General features: G+C 65.1%; 17 protein-coding genes. 8 read left to right on the top strand and 9 right to left on the bottom strand.

The annotated features are described in order from the left end of the window. Positions 1 to 242 precede the first annotated feature (242 nt). A complete protein-coding gene (locus tag J3485_RS08920) occupies positions 243 to 779 on the bottom strand; it encodes a hypothetical protein (RefSeq protein WP_206952128.1) in 537 nt (178 codons plus the stop codon). Here J3485_RS08920 and J3485_RS08925 point away from each other — a divergent pair. From J3485_RS08925 to J3485_RS08935, 3 genes are all read left to right on the top strand, one after another. Beyond that, positions 778 to 1071 carry a hypothetical protein gene (locus tag J3485_RS08925; protein WP_206952129.1) on the top strand — a complete coding sequence of 98 codons (294 nt, stop codon included), beginning with the start codon at positions 778 to 780 and terminating at the stop codon, positions 1069 to 1071. The genes J3485_RS08920 and J3485_RS08925 overlap by 2 nt on opposite strands. 122 nt (positions 1072 to 1193) lie before the next feature. Further along, positions 1194 to 3671, top strand: coding sequence for a penicillin-binding protein 1A (locus J3485_RS08930; RefSeq protein WP_206952130.1), 2478 nt, complete (start codon positions 1194 to 1196; stop codon positions 3669 to 3671). Positions 3672 to 3745: 74 nt separating this feature from the next. Further along, positions 3746 to 4909, top strand: coding sequence for a patatin-like phospholipase family protein (locus J3485_RS08935; RefSeq protein WP_206952131.1), 1164 nt, complete (start codon positions 3746 to 3748; stop codon positions 4907 to 4909). Between the two features lie 214 nt (positions 4910 to 5123). On the opposite strand, the gene J3485_RS08940 is transcribed toward J3485_RS08935, so the two are convergent. The 3 genes from J3485_RS08940 to mfd all read right to left on the bottom strand — a co-directional run bounded on the left by J3485_RS08940 (position 5124) and on the right by mfd (position 11149). Then, positions 5124 to 6137: a threonine/serine dehydratase family protein gene (locus tag J3485_RS08940; protein WP_206952132.1), complete on the bottom strand. Its 1014-nt coding sequence runs from the start codon at positions 6135 to 6137 to the stop codon at positions 5124 to 5126. 33 nt (positions 6138 to 6170) lie between these two features. Continuing rightward, entirely contained in the window at positions 6171 to 7430 is a 1260-nt protein-coding gene (argE, locus tag J3485_RS08945) for an acetylornithine deacetylase (RefSeq protein WP_206952133.1), read from the bottom strand. Positions 7431 to 7642: 212 nt separating this feature from the next. Beyond that, complete coding sequence (gene mfd / locus J3485_RS08950) at positions 7643 to 11149, bottom strand: transcription-repair coupling factor (RefSeq protein ID WP_206952134.1); 3507 nt, start codon at positions 11147 to 11149, stop codon at positions 7643 to 7645. Between the two features lie 191 nt (positions 11150 to 11340). Here mfd and ispD point away from each other — a divergent pair, with 191 nt between their 5' ends. Then, on the top strand, positions 11341 to 12051 hold the full coding sequence (gene ispD, locus J3485_RS08955) for a 2-C-methyl-D-erythritol 4-phosphate cytidylyltransferase (RefSeq protein ID WP_206952135.1): 711 nt from the start codon (positions 11341 to 11343) through the stop codon (positions 12049 to 12051). A 68-nt stretch (positions 12052 to 12119) separates the two neighbouring features. Further along, complete coding sequence (ispF, locus tag J3485_RS08960; protein WP_206952136.1) at positions 12120 to 12611, top strand: 2-C-methyl-D-erythritol 2,4-cyclodiphosphate synthase; 492 nt, start codon at positions 12120 to 12122, stop codon at positions 12609 to 12611. A gap of 120 nt (positions 12612 to 12731) precedes the next feature. On the opposite strand, the gene J3485_RS08965 is transcribed toward ispF, so the two are convergent. From J3485_RS08965 to ompR, 4 genes are all read right to left on the bottom strand, one after another. Further along, positions 12732 to 13259, bottom strand: coding sequence for a carboxymuconolactone decarboxylase family protein (locus J3485_RS08965; protein WP_206952137.1), 528 nt, complete (start codon positions 13257 to 13259; stop codon positions 12732 to 12734). Positions 13260 to 13338: 79 nt separating this feature from the next. Further along, entirely contained in the window at positions 13339 to 13887 is a 549-nt protein-coding gene (locus J3485_RS08970; RefSeq protein WP_206952138.1) for a peroxiredoxin, read from the bottom strand. Between the two features lie 244 nt (positions 13888 to 14131). Continuing rightward, entirely contained in the window at positions 14132 to 15481 is a 1350-nt protein-coding gene (locus tag J3485_RS08975; RefSeq protein WP_206952139.1) for an ATP-binding protein, read from the bottom strand. 38 nt (positions 15482 to 15519) lie between these two features. Beyond that, complete coding sequence (gene ompR, locus J3485_RS08980) at positions 15520 to 16254, bottom strand: osmolarity response regulator transcription factor OmpR (protein ID WP_374192415.1); 735 nt, start codon at positions 16252 to 16254, stop codon at positions 15520 to 15522. A gap of 263 nt (positions 16255 to 16517) precedes the next feature. On the opposite strand from ompR, the gene J3485_RS08985 reads away from it, so the two are divergent. From J3485_RS08985 to J3485_RS08995, 3 genes are read left to right on the top strand one after another with little or no spacing between them, the layout of a single operon-like run. Next, positions 16518 to 16847: a hypothetical protein gene (locus tag J3485_RS08985; RefSeq protein ID WP_206955725.1), complete on the top strand. Its 330-nt coding sequence runs from the start codon at positions 16518 to 16520 to the stop codon at positions 16845 to 16847. Positions 16848 to 16874: 27 nt separating this feature from the next. After that, entirely contained in the window at positions 16875 to 18521 is a 1647-nt protein-coding gene (locus tag J3485_RS08990) for a DUF1800 domain-containing protein (RefSeq protein ID WP_242538527.1), read from the top strand. A 4-nt stretch (positions 18522 to 18525) separates the two neighbouring features. Beyond that, positions 18526 to 19755 (top strand): DUF1501 domain-containing protein, encoded by a 1230-nt coding sequence (locus tag J3485_RS08995; protein WP_206952141.1) that lies wholly within the window; start codon positions 18526 to 18528, stop codon positions 19753 to 19755. Positions 19756 to 19787: 32 nt separating this feature from the next. On the opposite strand, the gene hpnD is transcribed toward J3485_RS08995, so the two are convergent. Beyond that, positions 19788 to 20645 carry a presqualene diphosphate synthase HpnD gene (gene hpnD / locus J3485_RS09000; RefSeq protein ID WP_309476995.1) on the bottom strand — a complete coding sequence of 286 codons (858 nt, stop codon included), beginning with the start codon at positions 20643 to 20645 and terminating at the stop codon, positions 19788 to 19790. Positions 20646 to 20808: the final 163 nt, after the last annotated feature.

The following is a 20808-nucleotide window of genomic DNA, read 5'->3' on the forward strand; positions in this document are numbered from 1 at the left end:
GCGCGGCGATGCATCGGTTCCGATGGCTACATGCTACGCCGCGTTGCGTTCGGCGGCGCAACGCGCCTGCCGAATGTCGGGATGCGCAACGCGATTGCAAGAGCCGCGTCGTCATCGCTTCCCATTTTTTGCCGCCCGGGGATAGTACATCAGCGTATCGTTAAAACCCGCTTAAATCATACGCGTCGAGCAGCGATGCCCGTTCGGCCATCGGTGCTCGGCGCGGTGTCGAGGGCGGCGGCTCAATCGAGGCGCCCGGTTGCCGGAAAAGGCTCGGGGCCGTCGGCTTCGCCCGTTGGCGGGCGCGTCTCGTTGGCGATGACGCGGGCCACGAGCGTTTCGTTGTCCGTTGCCGCTTGCTCGTCGGGCCGCGCCTCGGCCTGCAACGCCAGCGCTCGGGCGACGGCCGCGACCACGGGCTGCGAGTTGGGCTGATCGGCCGGGCGCGCGCCCGACGCATGCGCGGGGGCGCCGGCGTGCCCAGATTCGCCGGCCGCACCCGCGCAGGGCCGCGTGTGGCGCGCCGCGGGTGCCGAAACCGGCTCGCGCCCAGCCGCGAGCCGGCGCAGCGTGTCGTTTTGGCTGGCTTCGCTTTGCGCAGCGCTGAGCCGATCGACGAGGCCCGCCGCGCGAACCTCTTGACCCGTATCGTCGAACGCGAGCACCGCGCGCCGCACGAGTTCGCTGAGACTGATGCCCATGCGTGCCGCACGGGCCGCCAGCACGCGCTTTTGGGTAGGAGAAAGGAAGACGACGAGGCGTTCGCTGCGCGGGTTCATGGTCGGCTCGCTGGCGTTGGACGCGCCGTGCGGCTTGCACGGCGTGGCCGGAGAATCGGGGCGGGGCAACGACATCTTCCATCATAGAGCGGTGCGCGCTGCCTCGAAACGTGCCCGGCCGCGATATTCGCGCGCGATCAATGACTTGCACGCGTTTTCTGCAGCTTCTCCACAGGTCTTTCAACATTTTCTGTTGATAACCCGCGGCTATCGGGCGAATCTGCCGGTCTGCGCTTCGGTTTGCGTCAATTCTTACAAAAAAATTCCGATGCGCTCGCGACGATTTCATTAAAATGCGCTGTTGGCCCGCACCCGGCGGTTCGTTGCCGAACACGGCCGACCACACGATTACGAGTTGCGCGGCGGATACCGCCCGCGCGCAAAGGCGCTGAGAGCCGCGCCATCCATGCCGTCATGCCTATCATTAAACGACCGCCTTCCGCCGACCGCCCGGCCGACGACCGAGATTCCTCCCGTCCCGCTACCGTTCCCCCTCGCCGCTCCGTCGGCGCGCGCATCGCATTGACCTTCGCGGGCCTCATAGCCGCGCTGGCGGTGGTCGGTGCGCTGATCGTCGGCTACGCGCTCATCGTCATGGCGCCGCAACTGCCTTCGCTCGATGCGCTGACCGACTACCGTCCGAAGGTGCCGCTGCGGGTCTACACGGCCGATCACGTACTGATCGGCGAGTTCGGCGAAGAGCGGCGCAGCCTCGTGCGTTTCCAAGACATCCCCGACATCATGAAGAAGGCGGTGCTCGCGATCGAGGACTATCGGTTCTACGAGCATGGCGGCGTCGACTTCATCGGCATCTTGCGTGCCGGCACGGCCGATTTGATGCACGGCGGCGCCTCGCAGGGCGCGAGCACGATCACGATGCAGGTGGCGCGCAACTTCTTCCTGTCGAGCGAGAAGACGTACACACGCAAGATCTACGAGATGATGCTCGCCTATAAGATCGAGCGCGCGCTCACGAAGGATCAGATCCTCGAGCTCTACATGAACCAGATTTATCTGGGCGAGCGCGCCTACGGCTTTGCCGCGGCCGCGCGCGTGTACTTCGGCAAGGATCTGAAGGACATCACGATCGCTCAGGCCGCGATGCTCGCCGGATTGCCCAAAGCGCCGTCGGCATACAACCCCATCGTCAATCCGAAGCGCGCGAAGATCCGCCAGGAGTACATCCTGAAGCGGATGTTCGAGCTCGGCTATATCACGCAGCCGCAATACGACGAGGCCGTGAAGGAGCCGATCCACACGAAGGTCGCCGGCAACGAGTACAGCGTGCATGCCGAGTACGTCGCCGAAATGGTGCGGCAGATGATGTATGCGCAATACAAGGACGAAACGTACACGCGGGGCCTCACGGTCACGACGACGATCGATTCGGCCGATCAGGCCGCCGCCTACGCGGCCGTGCGCAAGGGCGTGATGGACTACGAGCGCCGTCACGGCTATCGCGGGCCTGAAGGGTATGTCGAGTTGCCGGCGGCCGGCGACGACCGCGACGAAGCGATCGACGACGCGCTCGCGGATCATCCGGACGACGGCGAACTCGTCGCGGGCGTCGTCACGGCGGCGAGCCCCAAGCAAGTGACGGTGCAGTTCGTCGACGGAGACACGGCGCAGGTCAGCGGCGACGGCCTGCGTTTCGCGGCGTTCGCCGTGGGCCCGCGCGCGTCGCAGACGCAACGCATTCGCCCCGGCTCGATCGTGCGGGTGATGCCCGATGCGAAGGGTAACTGGCAGATTACGCAATTGCCGCAGGTCGAAGGCGCGCTCGTGTCGCTGTCGCCGCAGGACGGCGCCGTGCGTGCGCTCGTGGGCGGTTTCGACTTCAACAAGAACAAGTTCAACCACGTCACGCAGGCGTGGCGCCAGCCGGGTTCGAGCTTCAAGCCGTTCATCTATTCGTCGTCACTCGAAAAGGGTCTCGCGCCGGCCACGCTCATCAACGACGCGCCGCTGTATTTCCCGCCGAGTTCACCGGGCGGCCAACCGTGGGAGCCGAAGGACGACGATCAGCCCGAAGGGCCGATGACGATGCGCGTCGCGCTCGAAAAATCGAAGAACCTCGTTTCGATCCGGATTCTGTCCTTCGTCGGCACGAAGTACGCGCAAGACTACGTCACGCAGCGTTTCGGCTTCGACGCGGATAAGACGCCGCCATACTTGCCGATGGCGCTCGGTGCGGGCCTCGTCACGCCGCTGCAATCGGCGGTGGCGTATTCGGTTTTCGCCAACGGCGGCTATCGCGTCAATCCGTACCTGATCTCTGAAGTCGACGACGCGCGCGGCCAGCCGATTTCGAAGGCGCAGCCGATCGTCGCGGGCCAGAATGCGCCGCGCACGATCAGCGCCGGCAACGCTTACATCATGAACAGTCTGCTGCACTCGGTGGCAACGGCAGGTACGGGCGCGGGCACCAACGTGCTGCATCGCTCCGATCTCGCGGGCAAGACAGGTACGACGAACGATGCCAAGGACGGCTGGTTCGCGGGCTATCAGCCGACGCTCGTCGCGGTTGCGTGGATGGGCTACGATCAACCAAAGAGTTTGGGTAGCCGCGAGTTCGGCGCGCAGCTCGCGTTGCCGATTTGGGTCGACTATATGAGCCATGCGCTGCGCGGCGTGCCCGATCAGCCGATGCCGATGCCGGCGGAGGGGGTGGCGACGATCAACGGCGAGCTCTATCTGGCCGACAAGGTGCCGGGCGACGGCTTCGTCGCGAGCGTCGGCATCGATTCGGGTACGGCGCTGGCCAGCGGTGCGAGCGACGCCGTCGGGTCGATCGGTCCCGCAGGCCTTGCTGCACCCGCGCCGCCACCGCCCGACGTGACGCAAAAAGAGCAAAAGCAGATCCTCAACCTTTTCGAGGACAATCGGCCCTAGGGCGCGATGCATCCAGGTAGCGCACGCCTGCGTATGTCGGACAGATTGCTTCGCGTGACACGACGGAGAGGCAGATGGACGAGAATGCGACGGGCGGCGCCTACGAGCCGCCGCAGGACCAACCCCAACCACCAGGGCGCGCCGGGATCGTCGGCCAGATCGTGCTCGTGCTGCAAGGCGGTGGGGCGCTCGGCGCTTATCAGGCAGGCGTCTATCAGGCGCTGCACGATACGGGCATCGAGCCCGATTGGGTAATCGGCACGTCGATTGGCGCCGTCAACGGCGCAATCATTGCCGGTAATCCGCCCGAGACGCGGCTCGCACAACTGGACGCATTCTGGTCGCGCGTGGCGGCGGCTGGCAGCGTGACCTCGGGGTGGCTGCCGGCGCTCGACGATTGGTGGCGTCGCACCTCGATTTTTCTCCAAGGCATTCCAGCGTTTTTCGCGCCGTCGCCCTATGCATGGCTCGGTATGCACGTCCCGCTCGGCAAAGAGCACGCCGCGTTCTACACGACGCGGCCGCTGCGCGAGACGCTGCATGCGCTCGTCGATTTCGATTACCTCAATACCTGCGCTGTTCGATTGACCGTCGGGGCCGTGCATGTCGCCAATGCACGCATGCGTTACTTCACGAATCGGGACGCTGCGCTCACCGTCGAGCACGTGATGGCGTCGGCCGCGTTTCCGCCCGGCTTTCCATCGGTTCAGCTCGACGGCGAATCATATTGGGACGGGGGCATTTATTCGAACACGCCACTCGAAGCCGTGCTCGACGATCGGCCGCGCCGCAGCTCGGTCATCTTTGCCGTTCAGCTTTGGCCCGCGAACGGACGCGAGCCCGAGTCGATTCTCGAAGCCGTGGTGCGCCAGCGCGACATCCAATATTCGAGCCGCGCGCAGAGCCATTTGGAGCGGCAGCGGCAGATTCATCGGTTGCGCCACGTCATCCGCGAACTCGAGCAATACATCGCGGAACCGATGCGCGAAACGCAGGCCGTGCGGGACTTGCTCGCCTGGGGCTGCGGCACGACGATGCAAGTGATCGAACTCGATGCGCCGAGCTTCGGCGAAGACGATCTTCACAAGGATATCGACTTCTCGCCGGGCGGAATCGAACGCCGCCGCACGGCCGGCTACGACGACACGCGCAAGATGCTCGCGCGCGCGCCGTGGCGCGAGGCGACGGATCCGCTGGAGGGAATCTCTGTCCATCGGGCCGCATCCGACGACGAATGACTGATCCGACCGAGCGCATTTCAACGCTTCGTCGCCGGCGTCTGTCGCGAATGAGGCTCGGGAAGAAAAACGTTGCGCGTACAACCGCTTAGCGCGATCGCCCCAAGCTTATCAACAGGTCTGTCAACAAAAACTGGGGATAACCTCGGAACGATGCGCGCTGATTGCGCGAGGCCGACGCTCGGCGAGCGTCGATATCAGCGGCTTGAGTGGCCTAGGCAGGCAAGGGCTCGACTTGCGAAGCAAACGTAGCGGGATCGGTGTTCGAGCCGCTGAGCAGGATGCCGACGCGCTTGCCCTGCAGCGTTTCGCGCAGAGGCCCGATGAGCGCTGCGAGCGGCGCGGCGCAAGCGGGCTCGACGGCGATCTTCAACCGCGTGAACAGCTTGAGCATCGCGTGGCGCAGCGCATCGTCGGGGACGGTGACGAGCCGATCGATATGCCGGCGACAGAGTTCGTAGCTGTATTGCTCGGTATGGGGCGCCGCGAGCGAGTCGGCGATCGTGTTCGTCGGGCCCATCTTCACCGTATGGTTCGCGGCGAAGCTCTTGCTCATGACGTCGGCGCCTTCGGGCTCGACGCCGAATACGTGCACGCGCGGATTGGCCAGGCGCAGCGCGGTCGAGACGCCGGCCGCGAGGCCGCCGCCGCCGATCGGCACGATCACCGCATCGAGGTCGGGCGTTTGCGTAGCCCATTCGTAACCGAGCGTCGCGGTGCCGAGCACGGTTCGATAGCCGTTGAACGGATGCACGAAAAAGCGGCCTTCCTCGGCTTCGATGCGGCGCACGGTGTCGAACGCCTCGTCGGCCGTATCGACCAAGACCACTTCGGCGCGGTAGTGCCGGCACAGTGCGAGACGCACCGGGCTCGTCGCGCGCAGCAAGACCACTTTCGCGCTCATGCCGAGCCGCATCGCAGCATAGGCGACGGCCGCCGCGTGATTGCCGTTCGAGACGCACGTGATGCCGACGCTGCGCTGTGCGGCATCGAGCGCGAGCAGGTTCGTGAAGGCGCCGCGCACCTTGAACGAGCCGCTCGCTTGCAGCAGTTCGAACTTGAAGTTGAGCGACGTCCCTTCGAGAGAGGGGAAATCGTGTCGTTCGAACACTGGCGTGCGCAGCACCCAAGGCGTCAGCGCGAAATGTTGCGTGGCGATCGCATCGAGCGTGGGTATCGGCTCGGTGTCGATCGTACGATCGGTGGGCTGCGGCATGGCGGTGGACATGGCTCGGAGCGCGTCGAGAAAGAGGCGGGCGCGCTAGGCTTGCGCGCCGACCGACATACTGCGGATGAACTTGTGCAGGAAGTCTTCGCAAGCGGCGAGCTGCGTCAGTTCGACATACTCATTGGGCTTATGGGCCTGCTCGATGTCGCCGGGCCCGCAGACGATGCTCGGCACGCCGGCGCGCGCGAACAGCCCGGCTTCGGTGCCGTAGGCGACCTTACGCGTCTCGTGATTGCCCGTCAGCGCCCGCACGAGCGCCGTGATCGCTGTTTGCTCCGACGCATCGAGGCCCGGCGCCGCGGCGATTTTCGTGAACTCGATTGCGGCGTTCGGGTGCTCTCGACGCATTTGCGGCAGCAGTGTCTCGTGCGCGTAGCGTTCGACGCGCGCGAAGATCGCTTCCGGATCGAGCGTCGGCAAATTGCGGAATTCGAACGCGAAGCGGCACTCGGCCGGCACCGTGTTGATTGCGTTGCCGCCTTCGATCGTGCTCGTCTGCGCCGTCGTGAACGGAACGTCGTAGTACTCGTCGAACGGGCCATCGCGACGCATCGCGTCGGCCAGATCGCGAATGTGGCAGATCAGGCGCGCGGCGTACTCGATCGCATTGAGCCCCTTCGGCGTTAGCGACGAATGGGCCGCGTGGCCGCGCACGCAGCAGCGGTAGGCGTTGATGCCCTTATGGGCCACGATGGGGCGCATGTTGGTCGGCTCGCCGACGATGCACCCGTCGGGCTTCACCCCGCGCCGCACCAGGTCGGCGATCATGTACGGCGCGCCGGTGCAGCCGATCTCTTCGTCGAACGAGAGGGCAAGGTGAATCGGCTTGGCGAGTCGCACGGCTTGCATCTCGGGCACGAGCGCCAGCGCGCTGCCGATGAAGCCTTTCATGTCGCAGGTGCCGCGCCCGTAGAGCCGGCCGTCACGCACTACCGGCTGGAATGGATCGCTGTCCCATGCTTGACCGTCGACAGGGACGACGTCCGTATGGCCCGACAGCACCACACCACCGTTCGTTGCGCCGTCGTGCGCGGGGATCGTCGCGAACAGGTTCGCCCATTGGCCTCGATCGTCGTGCGTCAAGGTAGCGGCGATGCCGAGCGACGCCAGCGCATCGCGCACCGTCTCGATCAGGCCGAGATTCGGGACGCGGCTCGTCGTATCGATCGATACGAGCCGCTGGACCCAGGACAAGCCGAGCGGCGACGGCGAATCGGAAAGCGGGGGAGCTAAAGCCTGCCGAGATGGCGACGAAGGAAGGGAAAACGGTGCCGTTTCAGCATCCTGCGACATGGCGACGCTCCAGCTTTTAAGTGGCTGCCATCATACCGAAAAATCGGAGAGGGACCCAAATGCCGGCGCTCAACCGCGCTTGTGCAGTGCGTCATCGTAGCGGTGCGGATGGCGATGACGCACTCGCGCGACGGTATGCCGGCGCGCCGAGTGACACGCGACATATGCCTATTATGGGGCGGGGCGCCGATCGAGGCAGCCGCCGCTCGCGCTCAGCGCGCCGTGGCGCCCGCGCCTTGCCGCGACGGGGCTCCGAGCGCGCGCAGCGACTCCTTGACGGTCGCCAGGCGCACGGACAGATCCGGGCTGCGCGTTTCGATGCGTAGCTTGTCCTGTCCCGCGAGCTTGATGTGCTTGTGCTTCTGCACCATCTCGATGATGCGCATCGCGTCGATCGGTGGGTTCGGCACGAATTGCAGGCTGATCGCGGCTTCGCCGGCATCGATCTTCGAAATGCCGAGCGGCTTCGCCGCGAGCCGCAGACGGTGCGTTTCGACGAGCGCGTGGGCTTGTGGCGGCAACTTGCCGAAGCGATCGATGAGTTCCTCGTGGATGTCGTCGATCGAATCGCTCGTCTCGCAGCTCGCGAGCCGCTTGTAGATCGACAGGCGTTCTTGCACGTCGCCGCAGTAGTCCGCCGGCAGAATCGCGGGTGCGTGCAGGTTGATTTCAGTCGTCGCGGCCAGCGGCGCGGTCAAGTCCGGCTCCTGCCCATTCTTGAGTGCCTTCACGGCGTCGGCGAGCATGTCCGAATAGAGCTGGAAGCCGATCTCGTGGATCTCGCCCGATTGCTTGTCGCCCAGCACTTCGCCCGTGCCGCGAATCTCGAGGTCGTGCATCGCGAGATAGAAGCCCGAGCCGAGTTCCTCCATCTGCTGAATCGCTTCGAGCCGCCGCTGAGCCTGCTTCGTGAGTCCCTGCGGATCGTGCACGAGCAGGTAAGCGTAAGCCTGGTGATGCGAGCGCCCGACACGTCCCCGCAATTGGTGCAGTTGCGCGAGGCCGAACTTGTCGGCGCGATGAATGATGATCGTGTTCGAACTCGGCACGTCGATGCCGGTTTCGATGATGGTGGTGCAAAGCAGCACGTTCGCCCGTTGCGCTACGAAATCGCGCATCACGCGTTCGAGCTCCCGCTCGTGCATTTGGCCATGCGCGACGGCGATGCGGGCCTCGGGCACGAGCGCCTCGAGCATCGCGCGGCGGTTCTCGATCGTCTCCACCTCGTTGTGCAGAAAGTACACTTGGCCGCCGCGCTTGAGTTCGCGCAGCATGGCCTCGCGGATGACACCGTCTTCTTCTCGGCGCACGAATGTCTTGATCGCGAGGCGTTTTTGCGGCGCCGTTGCGATGACGGAGAAGTCGCGCAGGCCCTCGAGGGCCATGCCGAGCGTGCGCGGAATCGGGGTGGCCGTCAGTGTCAGTACGTCGACTTCCGCGCGCAAGGCCTTGAGGGCCTCTTTCTGGCGCACGCCGAAGCGGTGCTCTTCGTCGATGATGACGAGGCCGAGCCGTTTGAAGCGCACCTCCGACGAAAGCAGCTTGTGTGTGCCGATGACGATGTCGACCGTGCCTTCATTGATCTGTGCGATCGCCGTGTTGACTTCCTTCGTCGACTTGAAGCGCGAGAGCTCCGCAATGCGCACGGGCCAATCGGCGAAGCGGTCGGTGAAGGTTTGCGTGTGCTGCTCCGCGAGCAGCGTCGTCGGCGCGAGCAGCGCGACCTGCTTGCCGGCCATCACGGCAATGAACGCGGCTCGCAGCGCCACCTCGGTCTTGCCGAATCCGACGTCGCCGCAGACGAGCCGGTCCATCGGCCGGCCCGCCGTCATGTCGCCGATCACGGCGGCGATCGCCGCGGCTTGATCCGGCGTTTCCTCGAAGCCGAAGCTTTCGGCGAATTTCGCGTAGTCGCGCGGCTCGAGCTTGAACGCATGGCCTTCGCGCGCGGCGCGGCGGGCGTAAAGATTCAGCAGTTCGGCGGCCGTATCGCGAATCTGCTGCGCCGCCTTGCGTTTCGCCTTCTCCCATTGTCCCGAACCGAGCGCATGCAGCGGCGCGCTTTCGGGATCGGCGCCGCTGTAGCGCGAGATCACGTGCAACTGCGCAACGGGTACGTAAAGCTTGCTGTCGCCGGCATATTCAAGGTGCAGGAACTCGGTTTCGCCCTCGCCGAGATCCATCGCGACGAGCCCCATATAGCGGCCGATGCCGTGCTGCGCATGAACGACGGGGTCGCCCACCTTGAGCTCCGACAGATCGCGCACCATCGAATCGACGCTGCTGGCCTGCTCTTGGCGGCGGCGCCCGGCGCGGCGCGCGAGCGCGCCGTAGAGCTCCGTTTCGGTGACGATCGCGATGCGCTCACCGGGCAGCGAGAAGCCGCTCGTCAGAGGTGCGACGCCGAGGACGAAAGGCTCATCGGTCGTCAGCCAGTCGTCGAAACTGTCGGCGGACGCAGGCCGCAGGCCGTGGTCGGCGAAAAGCTGCGCGATCGTTTCGCGCCGGCCCGCCGACTCGGCCGCAACGAGCACGCGCCGTTCGCCAGCCTCGATGTAGCGGCGCAGCGAGAGGACGGGATCGTCGGCATGACGATCGATCGCGAGCACCGGCAGCGCCGTGGCCCACGCGCCGCTGTCGTCCGCGGGCAGCACGAGGCGTGCGAACGGCTTGGCGAGCGTGTAGAAATCGTCATCGGACAAGAACAAGCGCTGCGGCTCGAGAATCGGCCGCTCGCGATCATGCGAAAGGAAGCCGTAGCGCTGCTTCGTATCGGCCGTGAAGCGCCGGATCGCGGTGTCGAGATCGCCGACGAACGTGAGATGGGTGCCCTCGGGCAGGTAGTGAAACAGCGTGGCCGTTTCATCGAAGAACAACGGCAGGTAATACTCGATGCCCGCTGACGGCACGCCGTTGCCGATGTCCTTGTAGATCGCGGAACGGCTCGGGTCGCCCTCGAAGACCTCGCGCCAGCGGCTGCGAAAGGCCGTGCGCGCGGCTTCGTCGAACGGAAACTCGCGGCCGGGCAACAGGCGCACGTCGCGCACGGGATAGAGGCTGCGCTGCGTGTCGGGGTCGAATGCGCGAATGGAGTCGACCTGGTCGTCGAACAAGTCGATCCGGTACGGCAGCGGCGAGCCCATCGGAAACAGGTCGATCAGCGAACCGCGTACGCAATATTCGCCGGGGCGCACGACCTGGCTCACGTGCTCGTAGCCGGCGAGCGTGAGCTGAGCCTTTAGCTTGGCCTCGTCGAGCCGTTCGCCTTGCGCGAACGAGAACGTATAGGCGGCCAAAAATGCGGCGGGCGGCATGCGGTACAGCGCCGTCGTGGCCGGCACGAGCAGGATGTCGCAGCGGCCTTCGCCGAGATCGTGCAGCGTCGCGAGCCGTTCCGAAACGAGATCCTGGTGCGGGGAAAACGTGTCGTAAGGCAGCGTTTCCCAGTCCGGCAGCAGGCGCACGCGCGCGTTCGGCGCGAACCAAGGAATTTCTTGCGCGAGGCGTTGAGCGTCGACGGCGCTCGCGCAAACGACGGCGACGAGCGGCGGCTGCCCTCGTGGCGCTTGCTGTGCCTGTCCGCGCGCCGTTTCGCTGTAGCGCGCGATCAGCAGGGCATCGGACGAGCCGTGCGTGCCGTCGAACGCGAACCGTTGACCGGCTTTGACGAGCGCGAGTGGCAAATTGGACGAGGCGGACGAGGTGGCGGATTGCGGCATGAGGAGGAGCGTGCGGCCTTGCGTGAGAGCGTGACGAAAGCCATGCGTGGGCGGTGCGGCATGCGGCCGGGAGCCGGCTTTCGAGCGTCGGACGCCACATCGGCGAAGGATGGGGTGCCCGGAGCAAAGCGCCTATTATAAAATCCCTCGTCCATTTTTGACTGGCGGCCTGCACGGCCCGATTCGACCTCGTGACTTCCCGCTTTTTTGCACTGATTCCCTGCGCCGGTACGGGCAGCCGTTCCGGCGCGCCGATGCCGAAGCAATATCGCACCGTAGCCGGGCGCGAACTGCTGCATTTCACGCTGGCCGCGTTCGACGCTTGCGAGGAACTCATGCAGACGCTCGTCGTCATCTCGCCCGACGACGCGCATTTCGACGAGCGCCGCTTCGCGCCGCTGCGCTTTGCCGTGCGCCGCTGCGGCGGTGCGTCGAGACAAGCATCGGTCCGCAACGGGCTCGATGCGCTCACCGAATTCGGCGCAACCGACGACGACTGGGCGCTCGTGCACGACGCCGCTCGGCCGGGCATTACGCCGGCGCTGATCCGCTCGCTCATCGCGACGCTCGCGGCCGACGAAGTGGGCGGTATCATGGCGTTGCCCGTGGCCGATACGCTCAAGCGCGTCGACCTCGAGCGCGGCGATCGGATCGCGCGAACGGAGTCGCGCAACGGGCTGTGGCAGGCGCAAACGCCGCAGATGTTCCGCATCGGCATGTTGCGCGAGGCGATCGCGCGGGCCGAGCGCGACGGCCACGATTTGACCGACGAGGCGAGCGCCATCGAATGGCTCGGCCACGCTCCCCGGCTCGTGCAAGGCAGCCTGCGCAACTTCAAGGTCACGTACCCCGAAGACTTCGAGCTGGTCGAGGCCATCCTGGCGCAACGGCCGAGCGCTTGACACAGCCGGCGCATGCGCGCCATCCCATCGAACCGCAACTTCGGTTGCGACTGCAATGAGACACGCAAATGAATTTCAGAATCGGACAAGGCTATGACGTGCATGCACTCGTGGCAGGGCGGCCGCTCATCATCGGCGGCGTGACGGTACCGTACGAGCGCGGGCTGCTTGGCCACTCCGACGCGGACGTGCTGTTGCACGCGATTACCGACGCGCTGTTCGGCGCCGCGGGTCTTGGCGACATCGGCCGCCATTTTCCCGATACGGACAAGCGTTTCGCGGGCGCCGACAGCCGCGTGTTGCTGCGCGAGTGCGCGGCGCGTATCAGGCAAGCGGGTTTCGCGATCGTCAACGTCGACAGCACCGTCATCGCCCAAGCGCCTAAGCTGGCGCCGCACATCGAAGCGATGCGTGCCAACATTGCGGCGGATCTGGCGCTGCCGCCAGCGAGCGTGAACGTTAAAGCGAAGACGAACGAGAAGCTCGGGTACCTGGGCCGCGGCGAGGGGATCGAGGCGCAGGCCGCCGTGCTCCTGAGCGCAGCGGGCGAGAGCGCCTGACAGCGGCCGAGCGTGACGAAGGCGAACCGCACACCCGGCGCGGCTCGTCTCTCAGACATTGCAAGACGCGCGTCGACCGGCCGGCGACACTGCGTGTCGGCCTATCGGTGCATCGGCGTGCTACTTGCCCTCGGCGGCGATGACTTGCGCTGCGGCGTTGACCACGGCTGCAATGCGGCCGACGTCGCGCAACTGCTGCACCGACATCCCTTGCTCATTCTTGAGCAGCGCGAAGTGCGACTTGACACAGAAGTGGCACTTGCCGACGATCGACGCGGCCAGCGCATACATTTCGAAACGCCGCTTGTCGACGCCGCCATGCGAAGCATATGCGCCCATGCGCAGCTCGGCTCGCTGCGTTTTCAGATCGGCGTCGTCGGCCATCTCGACGAACGGATACCAGACGTTGTTCATCCCCATCAGCGCGGCTGCCGTTTGGGCGCCGTTCAATTCTTCGGGCGAGAGCACGCCAGCCGAGCGGATCGCCTCGACGATCGTGCGGCTCTTCGCCGCGAACGCGGCGGCCAGCGCCACGCCGACAGCGTCGTTCCCTTCCAGCGAAGACCGCACGATCGTGCCGTCGAGGTTCAGGCGAATGTCCTTCGCGTAGTCGGGGATGAGTTCTTTAATCGAATTCAAGAAATCCATTGTTTTCTCCTATGGCGGTGTCGTTAAAAAAGCCCGCTGGCTCGCTTGAACCATAGCGGGCTTCGGGCCAGCGCTGCGATTACAGCGTCGAGCCGCCGACCGCGCGGTTGCACGGGCAGAGTTCATCCGTTTGCAGGCCGTCGAGGATACGCAGGATTTCTTGCGTGTTGCGGCCGACGTTCAGGTTGTTCACCGAAACGTGCTGGATCGTGTTGTCCGGGTCGACGATGAACGTCGCGCGCAGGGCCACGCCGGCTTCCTTGTCGCGCACGCCGAGCTGGTCGATCAACTCGCCCTTGACGTCGCCGAACGCGTAGTGGTTCAGGCGGTCCAGATCCTTGTGCTCGCGGCGCCATGCGAGCTTGACGAATTCGTTGTCGACGCTGCCGCCGAGCAGCACCGCGTCACGCTCGGCGAAGTCCTTCTGCAGCTTACCGAATTCGACGATCTCGGTCGGGCAGACGAACGTGAAGTCCTTCGGGTAGAAATAGATGATCTTCCACTTGCCCGGGAACGATTGTTCGGTGATCTCTTCGAACGCCGACTGGCCGTTTTCTTCATGGTGGTTGAAGCCCGGCTTCGCGGCGCTGACGGTGAATGCTTCGAGTTTATCGCCGACGGTTTTCATGCGGTGACTCCTAGTCTGGTTGAGAAGAGAAAGACGTTGTCCAAAACTACCTGCTCGCTGTAACGAATGCGTTACATGGGAGCAACTATAACGCTATTAACTTTTTTCATCAATAGAAATTATCTAATTAAGGGGATAGTATTTTTCAACGAGATCGATAGGTTTTTCTTTCGGCTTGTGCGCGGCCTCACGTCCCATGCCCACGCAGGATGCTGGGGACAGGCCGAGACGGTCTTGGCGAGCCTTAAGCGCTCTTGCCCAGCGGGAACTCGATCGTGACTTCGAGGCCGGGGCTGGGCGTGCGGTTGCGCAGCTTCAGCGTGCCGCGATGGCGACTAACGAGACGCTGCACGATCGCCATGCCAAGGCCCGTACCGTTCGCCTGAGTGCGCGCCGTATCGACGCGATAGAACGGACGCGTGACGAGGCCGATCTGGTCCTCGGGGATGCCGGGGCCCTCGTCGATCACGGATAGCTCCGCACGGGAATGAGAAACGCGGGTTTCGACCATGATGTGCGGAATACCGTCCGCTTCGCTCAAACCGTACTTCTTCGCGTTCTCCAGCAAATTACCGACCACGCGACGAACGTCGGTTTCGTCGGCTTCGATCACGGCCGACTCGGCAAGCCGTATGGTCAGTCGCACGCCGTCCTCGCTCGCCATACGCGCGGCCATTTCGCCCGCGACCATCGACAAATCGACCGGCCGCGAGAAGTGCTGCGGCGGGCGCGCATAGTCGAGAAAGCGTCCGATGATGGAATCCATCTGTTCGATGTCGTCGATCATGGCGTCTTTCGTGGCTTGATCGGACGGGCTCATTTCGGTTTCGAGCCGTAGCCGGGCGAGCGGGGTGCGCAGATCGTGCGAGATGCCGGCAAGCATCAGCGCGCGGTCGGCCTCGAGTTGTTCGAGGTCGCGCACCATTTGGTTGAAGCTGCGGTTGGTGTCCGCCGCGACCCCAAGCCCACGCTCAGGCAGTGGCTCCGGCGCTTGGCCCAAGCCGACCCGGCGCGCGGCGGCGGCGAGGCGCGCGAACGGCCGGTTGACGAGGCTCGTGATGAAGGCCGCTCCGAACAGCGAAAGCGCGAGCGCGAAGATACCCCAGCCGGCCCACTGCAGGCCCGTGACGTTATCGAGTTGATCGCGGTCGAGCGCGACCCAGTAGTCGTCGTCGTCGATCTTGAAGCTGATCCAGACGCCGGGGATGTCGTTCACCGACTGCGCGATCACCGTATCGTCGCCAAGCCGTCCTCGGATGTCGTGCTCGATGAGCCGGTTCAGCGATTCGTCGGGCTGCAGCGTGTATTTATCGGTGCTTTCGCGCGGGTAGACGCGCACACCCTCATTGCTTTCGAGATCTTGCAGCAGCGCCCGGCGCAGATCGGGATCGGAGTAGAGCAGCGCCGTGCGCGTCAGTTTGACGACGGCAACGAGTTGCAGCGCCACGCGCTGCGCGCGCGGCTCGCGCTCGATCACGCGAAAGCTTTGAAACCATGCGGCAAGGCTGACCGCGATCAGCAGCGCGATCAGTAAGAAGGTACGCCAGAACAGGCCCCCGAACGCATTGGCGAGAAATCGCCGATTGATGCGCATGAGGGCCTAGCGGACCGCTGGAGACGAGGGAGCGCGCGTCACGCGGCGCCGTCGGGGATGAAGACGTAGCCGAGGCCCCAGACGGTTTGGATGAAGCGGGGACTGCTGGGATCGACCTCGATCAACTTGCGCAGGCGCGAGATCTGCACGTCGAGACTGCGGTCGAACACCTCGTATTCGCGCCCGCGCGCGAGTTCCATCAGCTTCTCGCGCGAGAGCGGCTGGCGCGGATGGCGCGCGAATACTTTCAGCACGGAGAACTCGCCCGTCGTGAGCGGGATTTCCTGTCCCGCTTTCGTGAGCGTGCGCGTGGCGAGATTGAGCGCGAAATCGCCGAACTCGAACACCTCGGTGGTCTCCGACGGCGCGCCGGGCAGCTCCGACGGCGATTGGCGGCGCAGCACCGCGTGGATGCGCGCGACGAGCTCGCGCGGATTGAACGGCTTGGGCAGGTAGTCGTCGGCGCCCATTTCGAGGCCGACGATACGATCGACGTCTTCGCCCTTGGCCGTCAGCATGATGATCGGTGTGCGATCGTTGCTGCCGCGCAGCCTACGGCAAATCGACAGGCCGTCCTCACCGGGCAGCATCAGGTCGAGCACGAGCAGATCGAACCGCTCACGCACCCAGAGCTTGTTCATCGCGGGCGCATTCTCCGCGACATAGACGTTGAAGCCTTGCTCACCGAGATAACGGCGCAGCAGATCACGCAAGCGGGGGTCGTCGTCGACGACGAGAATCTTCGAAGGGTTTTTCGTTTCCATGGGCGGCATCTTAGCGCGATTGCAAAGACGGGCGAGAAAGTGAAAATTCTCGGGTTACAGACAGTTACAAAATTTACCCGTGTTGATGCACGGCGTAAACCGTCCGCACATAAACTCCTTCACTGATAGCGGCTGTTCGGTGGATACTTCATCCCAATAACACCACTCTCTCGCGCTCGATGTTGGGTCGAGCATCAGTACACGTAATTCGAGGTCGCCGGTTGCCGCATGACGAAGGGAACAAGATGACGGTGGGACGCGCGTTGCCGCGCATGCGGGCGCGCATCGTCGCGGTCGCCGTCGCCGGCGCTGTCGCGAGTCTGATCGTTGCCGCCGATGCGCAGGCGCAAGCGCCGCTGCGCGAGCGCGGGGCCGAGCATCCGCATCCGTTCCGTCCATTCCAGCGCCGCTACTTGCCGCCGGCGCGCGAGGGCGCCCCGCGTCCGCCGCCCGCGAGTGCGCCGCCAGCCTCCATCTTTCGGACAGCTTCGGCGCCCGGCGAGTTCGGCGATCATCAGCGCGACGGTCATATGACGCCCGAGGAGCGGCGCTTGCTGCGTCAGCATATCGAAGACGCTGTCCGCGAGCTTTATAAACGGTAATCATCGTTCAACGTCTGGGCGAATGCGATGCGAAAACGTCTGCTCCGTTCTCCAATGGTCGTTGCCGCCTTATTCGCCGCGCTCGTTCCGGGCGCATACGCCGCTTCCCACCGCCCGCATTCCCGGCACCCCCTACCTGCGCATGCCACGCTTCACTCGGCAGACGACGATGCCGAGCAGGCGCCGCTCGACGAAGACGACGCACGCTATTTCCTCACGCGCACGGGGTTCGTGCCCGACCAGCAGGCGCTCGCTCCTTACGTTGGCCTGTCGCGCGTCCAAGCCGTCGACAAACTGCTCGCCACGGCGCGCACGGCGCCTGCGACGCCGATGCCGGTTTGGGTCGACGAGCCGATTCCGACGCGCGCGCAGGAACGCGCCCTCGACCCGGACGTGCGCCGCGCCGAAGCGGCCGAGCGCAACCGCCGCTACGAAGGGTTGCGCGGATGGTGGATCCACGAGATGGCCACGACGCCCTCGCCGCTGACCGAGCGCATGACGTTGTTTTGGCACGGACACTTCACGTCGGGTCAGGACAAAGTCCCGTATCCGCAGTTGATGGCGCGGCAAAACGCTTTGCTGCGCCGCTATGCGCTCGGCAGCTTTGCGCAGATGCTGCACGCCGTGGCGAAGGACCCGGCGATGCTGCTTTATCTCGACGGCGCCGGCAATCGCAAGGGCCGTCCGAACGAGAACTTCGCGCGCGAAGTCATGGAGCTGTTCACGCTCGGCGAAGGACATTACACCCAGCGCGACGTCAGCGAAGCGGCGCGCGCTTATACAGGCTGGAGCCTCGACCCCGACACGCGCGCGTACGTTTGGCGAGCCGATTGGCACGATGGGGGAGAAAAGACGGTGCTCGGGCACGCCGGCACGTTCGACGGCGATGCGGTGCTCGATCTGCTGCTGGCCGAGCCGCAAACGGCGACGTTCATCGTCACCGAGCTGTGGCGCGAGTTCGTCTCCGAGACGCCCGACCCGGCGCAGATCGAGGCGATCGCCGCGCGCTTTCGTGCGAGCGGCTACGACATCGCGGTCGCGTTGCGCGGGCTTTTTCTGACCGACGCGTTTTGGAACGAACGCAATCGCGGCGCGCTGGTGAAATCGCCGGCGCAATTCGTCGTCGGCACGCTGCGCGCGTTCGACGTGGACGATAACGATATGACACCGCTCGCGGGTACGCTTCGCAATCTCGGTCAAAATTTGTTCGCGCCGCCCAACGTGAAGGGATGGCCCGGCGGTACGACGTGGATCAACAGCACGACGCTGCTCGCACGCGAGCAATTCGTCGAGCAACTGTTTCGCGCGACCGAATCGAGCCGGGCCCATGCGAGCGCGGCGTCCTCGAAGATGGCCGGCTCTGCCGCGGGGTCGCATTCGATGACGACGGTAGGCGCGCATGAGATGTCCGGTCAACGCATAGCCCTTTCGACCCACGAGGGGACGACGATGGCACCCGCGCCGGCCATGCGGGCGCACGGCATGCGTTTCGATCTCGACGATTGGCTCGCGCGCTACCGTACGGCGCCGGCCGAGCACCCGAGCCTATCGGTCGAGCTGCAATTGCAGCATGCCGTGTTGCCGATGTCGCCGGTCGATCCGATCGATGCGGGCGTGTCGAGTTCGGCGTACTTGCGTGCGTTGCTGATGGATCCTGCTTACCAACTGGATTGAACCCATGCGGCGACGACGCTTCCTTTCATCGATGACCGCCGCCGGTGCCGCGCTCTCGCTGCCTGCGCGAGGCGCGTTCGCGCAGGCAGCGTCGCTGTTCGCGCCTGCGGCCACGCGTGCGGTACCTTACAGAAATCTGCTGATCCTCGTCGAACTCAAAGGCGGCAATGACGGCCTGAATACCGTCGTTCCGTACGCCGATCCAAATTACCGTGTGTTACGCAAGCATATCGGCATCGATCGCGAACGCGTGCTAGCGCTCGACGAGCGCACCGGCCTGCACCCCGCGCTGCAGCCGCTGCAGCCCTTATGGCGCGAGGGGCATTTGGCGATCGTGCAGGGCGTCAGCTACCCGCAACCCAATCTTTCGCATTTTCGCTCGATCGAGATTTGGAACACCGCCTCGCGCGCCGACGAATACTTGAGCGACGGATGGCTCACGCGCGCGTTCGCGCAGGCCCCCGTGCCGAGCGGGTTCGCTGCCGATGCACTGGTGATCGGCAGCGCGGAGATGGGGCCGTTCACCGGAGGCGCGCGCGCGGTCGCACTCGTCAACCCCGCACAGTTCGCGCAGGCGTCGAGGCTCGTCAAGCCGGTTGCACTGCGCGAGCGCAACGCGGAGCTTGCGCACATCCTCGATGTCGAGAACGAGATCGTGCACGCCGCGTTTCGATTGCAGCCCCACGCGGGCGAGTTCGCGCTGCAGACGGCTTTTCCGGGCGGCGCGTTCGGCGCTCAGGTCAAGACGGCGATGCAAGCGCTCGCGGGTGCGGACACCCCGCGCGGCCAGCCGATCGCAGGGCAGGGCGTGGCCGTGATTTGTCTGACACTGAACGGTTTCGACACGCATCAAAATCAGCCCGGCCAACATGCGGCGCTGCTCGGACAACTCGCACAGGGTTTGACGGCGATGCGATCGGCGTTGATCGAGTTGGGCCGTTGGGACAACACGCTCATCATGACCTACGCCGAGTTCGGTCGACGGCCGCGCGAGAACGAGAGTAACGGCACCGATCACGGTACCGTCGCGCCGCATTTTGTCGCGGGCGGGCGCGTGCGCGGCGGGCTTTATGGCGTGGCGCCGACACTGGCGCGGCTCGACGGCAATGGTAACTTGCCCGTCGGCGTCGATTTCCGCGAGCTCTATGCGACCGTGCTCGGCCCGTGGTGGGGGCTCGATGCGGCCGGCGTTCTACGCGGACGATTCGCACCGCTGCCGATCGTGCGCGCTTGAGTGCGAACCTAGCGCGCCGCGGCTCGTGGCGATCAGCGCTTGCGCGCCGCGCGCCAAGCAATCCAAAGCTTGCGGATCGGCGTCAGCGCGATCCGTTGATGCAGCACTTGGAAGTTGTCGCGCTCGATCTCGTCGAGCAACGCGAGCGACATCGCCGATTGTGCACGCAGCGTGCGCTGCGTAGCGCGTTCGGTCGCCGGAATCCCCGCGAGCGCCGCACGCAGCGCTTCGCGCGCGCGATTCGTCTGAAAGCGCATGAGTTCGGAGAAGGCCGGGCTGTACTTGCGGTTGATCAGTTCCGCCGCCGTCACGCCGTAGCGCTGCAACTCGTCGATCGGTAGATAGATGCGCCCGTGCCGTGCGTCGTTGCCGAGTTCTTGGACGAATTGCGCAAGCATCAACGCATTGCCGAGCGCAGGCGCCCACTCGCCGGTGCGCTGGGGTTCGTGCGCCGTCACGCGCGCGACGGCGCACGCGAATGCGCCGCCGACGCGTTCGATGTAGCGCGCGAGGTTGGCGAAGTCGAGGTAGCGCGCCTGGTCGAGATCCATCTCGAAGCCGGCTACGAGCCGATGCAGCATCGGCGCTTCGCCCTCGATGTCGTCGCAATGCGCGGCGAGTGCCTGCGAGACCGGGTGCGACGGCTGCCCGGCGGTCAACGCGGCTGTTTCCTTTTGCCACCAGGCGAGCTTTGTGCGCCCGACGGTCGGGTCGCTGGTGTCTTTGACGGTTTCTTCGAGTTCGCGGCGCAACGCGAACAGCGCGGTTAGAAGCGGTCGGCGTGCAGCAGGGGCTTGGCGCAACGCATAGTAGGCGCTCGAACCCTCGGGCGCCGCTTTTCGTGCGCAGTATTCGTCGAAGTTCTGTGGGGCGGGAGTGGGCTGTGGCACGGCGAACGAACGGTGAGGCAGTCAGTGTGAAGGCGCAAGCGTTTCATCGGCGAGCAGATCGCGGCCTGTGGGCGCTCATTGCCGCTCCAACCGCCGGGCCGGCGAGTCCGGGCTCGCTTCGGTGCGGATACTACCTCACTTTCGTCGTACAGGCTCAGTGGGC

The organism is Trinickia acidisoli (genome assembly GCF_017315725.1).
In the GTDB taxonomy this organism is placed as follows: domain Bacteria; phylum Pseudomonadota; class Gammaproteobacteria; order Burkholderiales; family Burkholderiaceae; genus Trinickia; species Trinickia acidisoli.

What these genes read in the sequence shown, in the direction of transcription:
- J3485_RS08925 (WP_206952129.1), top strand. Translation starts at nt 778, where the DNA reads ATGGTCGGCTCGCTGGCGTTGGACGCGCCGTGCGGCTTGCACGGCGTG.
- J3485_RS08920 (WP_206952128.1), bottom strand. Translation starts at nt 779, where the DNA reads ATGAACCCGCGCAGCGAACGCCTCGTCGTCTTCCTTTCTCCTACCCAA.
- J3485_RS08930 (WP_206952130.1), top strand. Translation starts at nt 1,194, where the DNA reads ATGCCTATCATTAAACGACCGCCTTCCGCCGACCGCCCGGCCGACGAC.
- J3485_RS08935 (WP_206952131.1), top strand. Translation starts at nt 3,746, where the DNA reads ATGGACGAGAATGCGACGGGCGGCGCCTACGAGCCGCCGCAGGACCAA.
- J3485_RS08940 (WP_206952132.1), bottom strand. Translation starts at nt 6,137, where the DNA reads ATGTCCACCGCCATGCCGCAGCCCACCGATCGTACGATCGACACCGAG.
- argE (WP_206952133.1), bottom strand. Translation starts at nt 7,430, where the DNA reads ATGTCGCAGGATGCTGAAACGGCACCGTTTTCCCTTCCTTCGTCGCCA.
- mfd (WP_206952134.1), bottom strand. Translation starts at nt 11,149, where the DNA reads ATGCCGCAATCCGCCACCTCGTCCGCCTCGTCCAATTTGCCACTCGCG.
- ispF (WP_206952136.1), top strand. Translation starts at nt 12,120, where the DNA reads ATGAATTTCAGAATCGGACAAGGCTATGACGTGCATGCACTCGTGGCA.
- J3485_RS08965 (WP_206952137.1), bottom strand. Translation starts at nt 13,259, where the DNA reads ATGGATTTCTTGAATTCGATTAAAGAACTCATCCCCGACTACGCGAAG.
- J3485_RS08970 (WP_206952138.1), bottom strand. Translation starts at nt 13,887, where the DNA reads ATGAAAACCGTCGGCGATAAACTCGAAGCATTCACCGTCAGCGCCGCG.
- J3485_RS08975 (WP_206952139.1), bottom strand. Translation starts at nt 15,481, where the DNA reads ATGCGCATCAATCGGCGATTTCTCGCCAATGCGTTCGGGGGCCTGTTC.
- ompR (WP_374192415.1), bottom strand. Translation starts at nt 16,254, where the DNA reads ATGCCGCCCATGGAAACGAAAAACCCTTCGAAGATTCTCGTCGTCGAC.
- J3485_RS08985 (WP_206955725.1), top strand. Translation starts at nt 16,518, where the DNA reads ATGCGGGCGCGCATCGTCGCGGTCGCCGTCGCCGGCGCTGTCGCGAGT.
- J3485_RS08990 (WP_242538527.1), top strand. Translation starts at nt 16,875, where the DNA reads ATGCGAAAACGTCTGCTCCGTTCTCCAATGGTCGTTGCCGCCTTATTC.
- J3485_RS08995 (WP_206952141.1), top strand. Translation starts at nt 18,526, where the DNA reads ATGCGGCGACGACGCTTCCTTTCATCGATGACCGCCGCCGGTGCCGCG.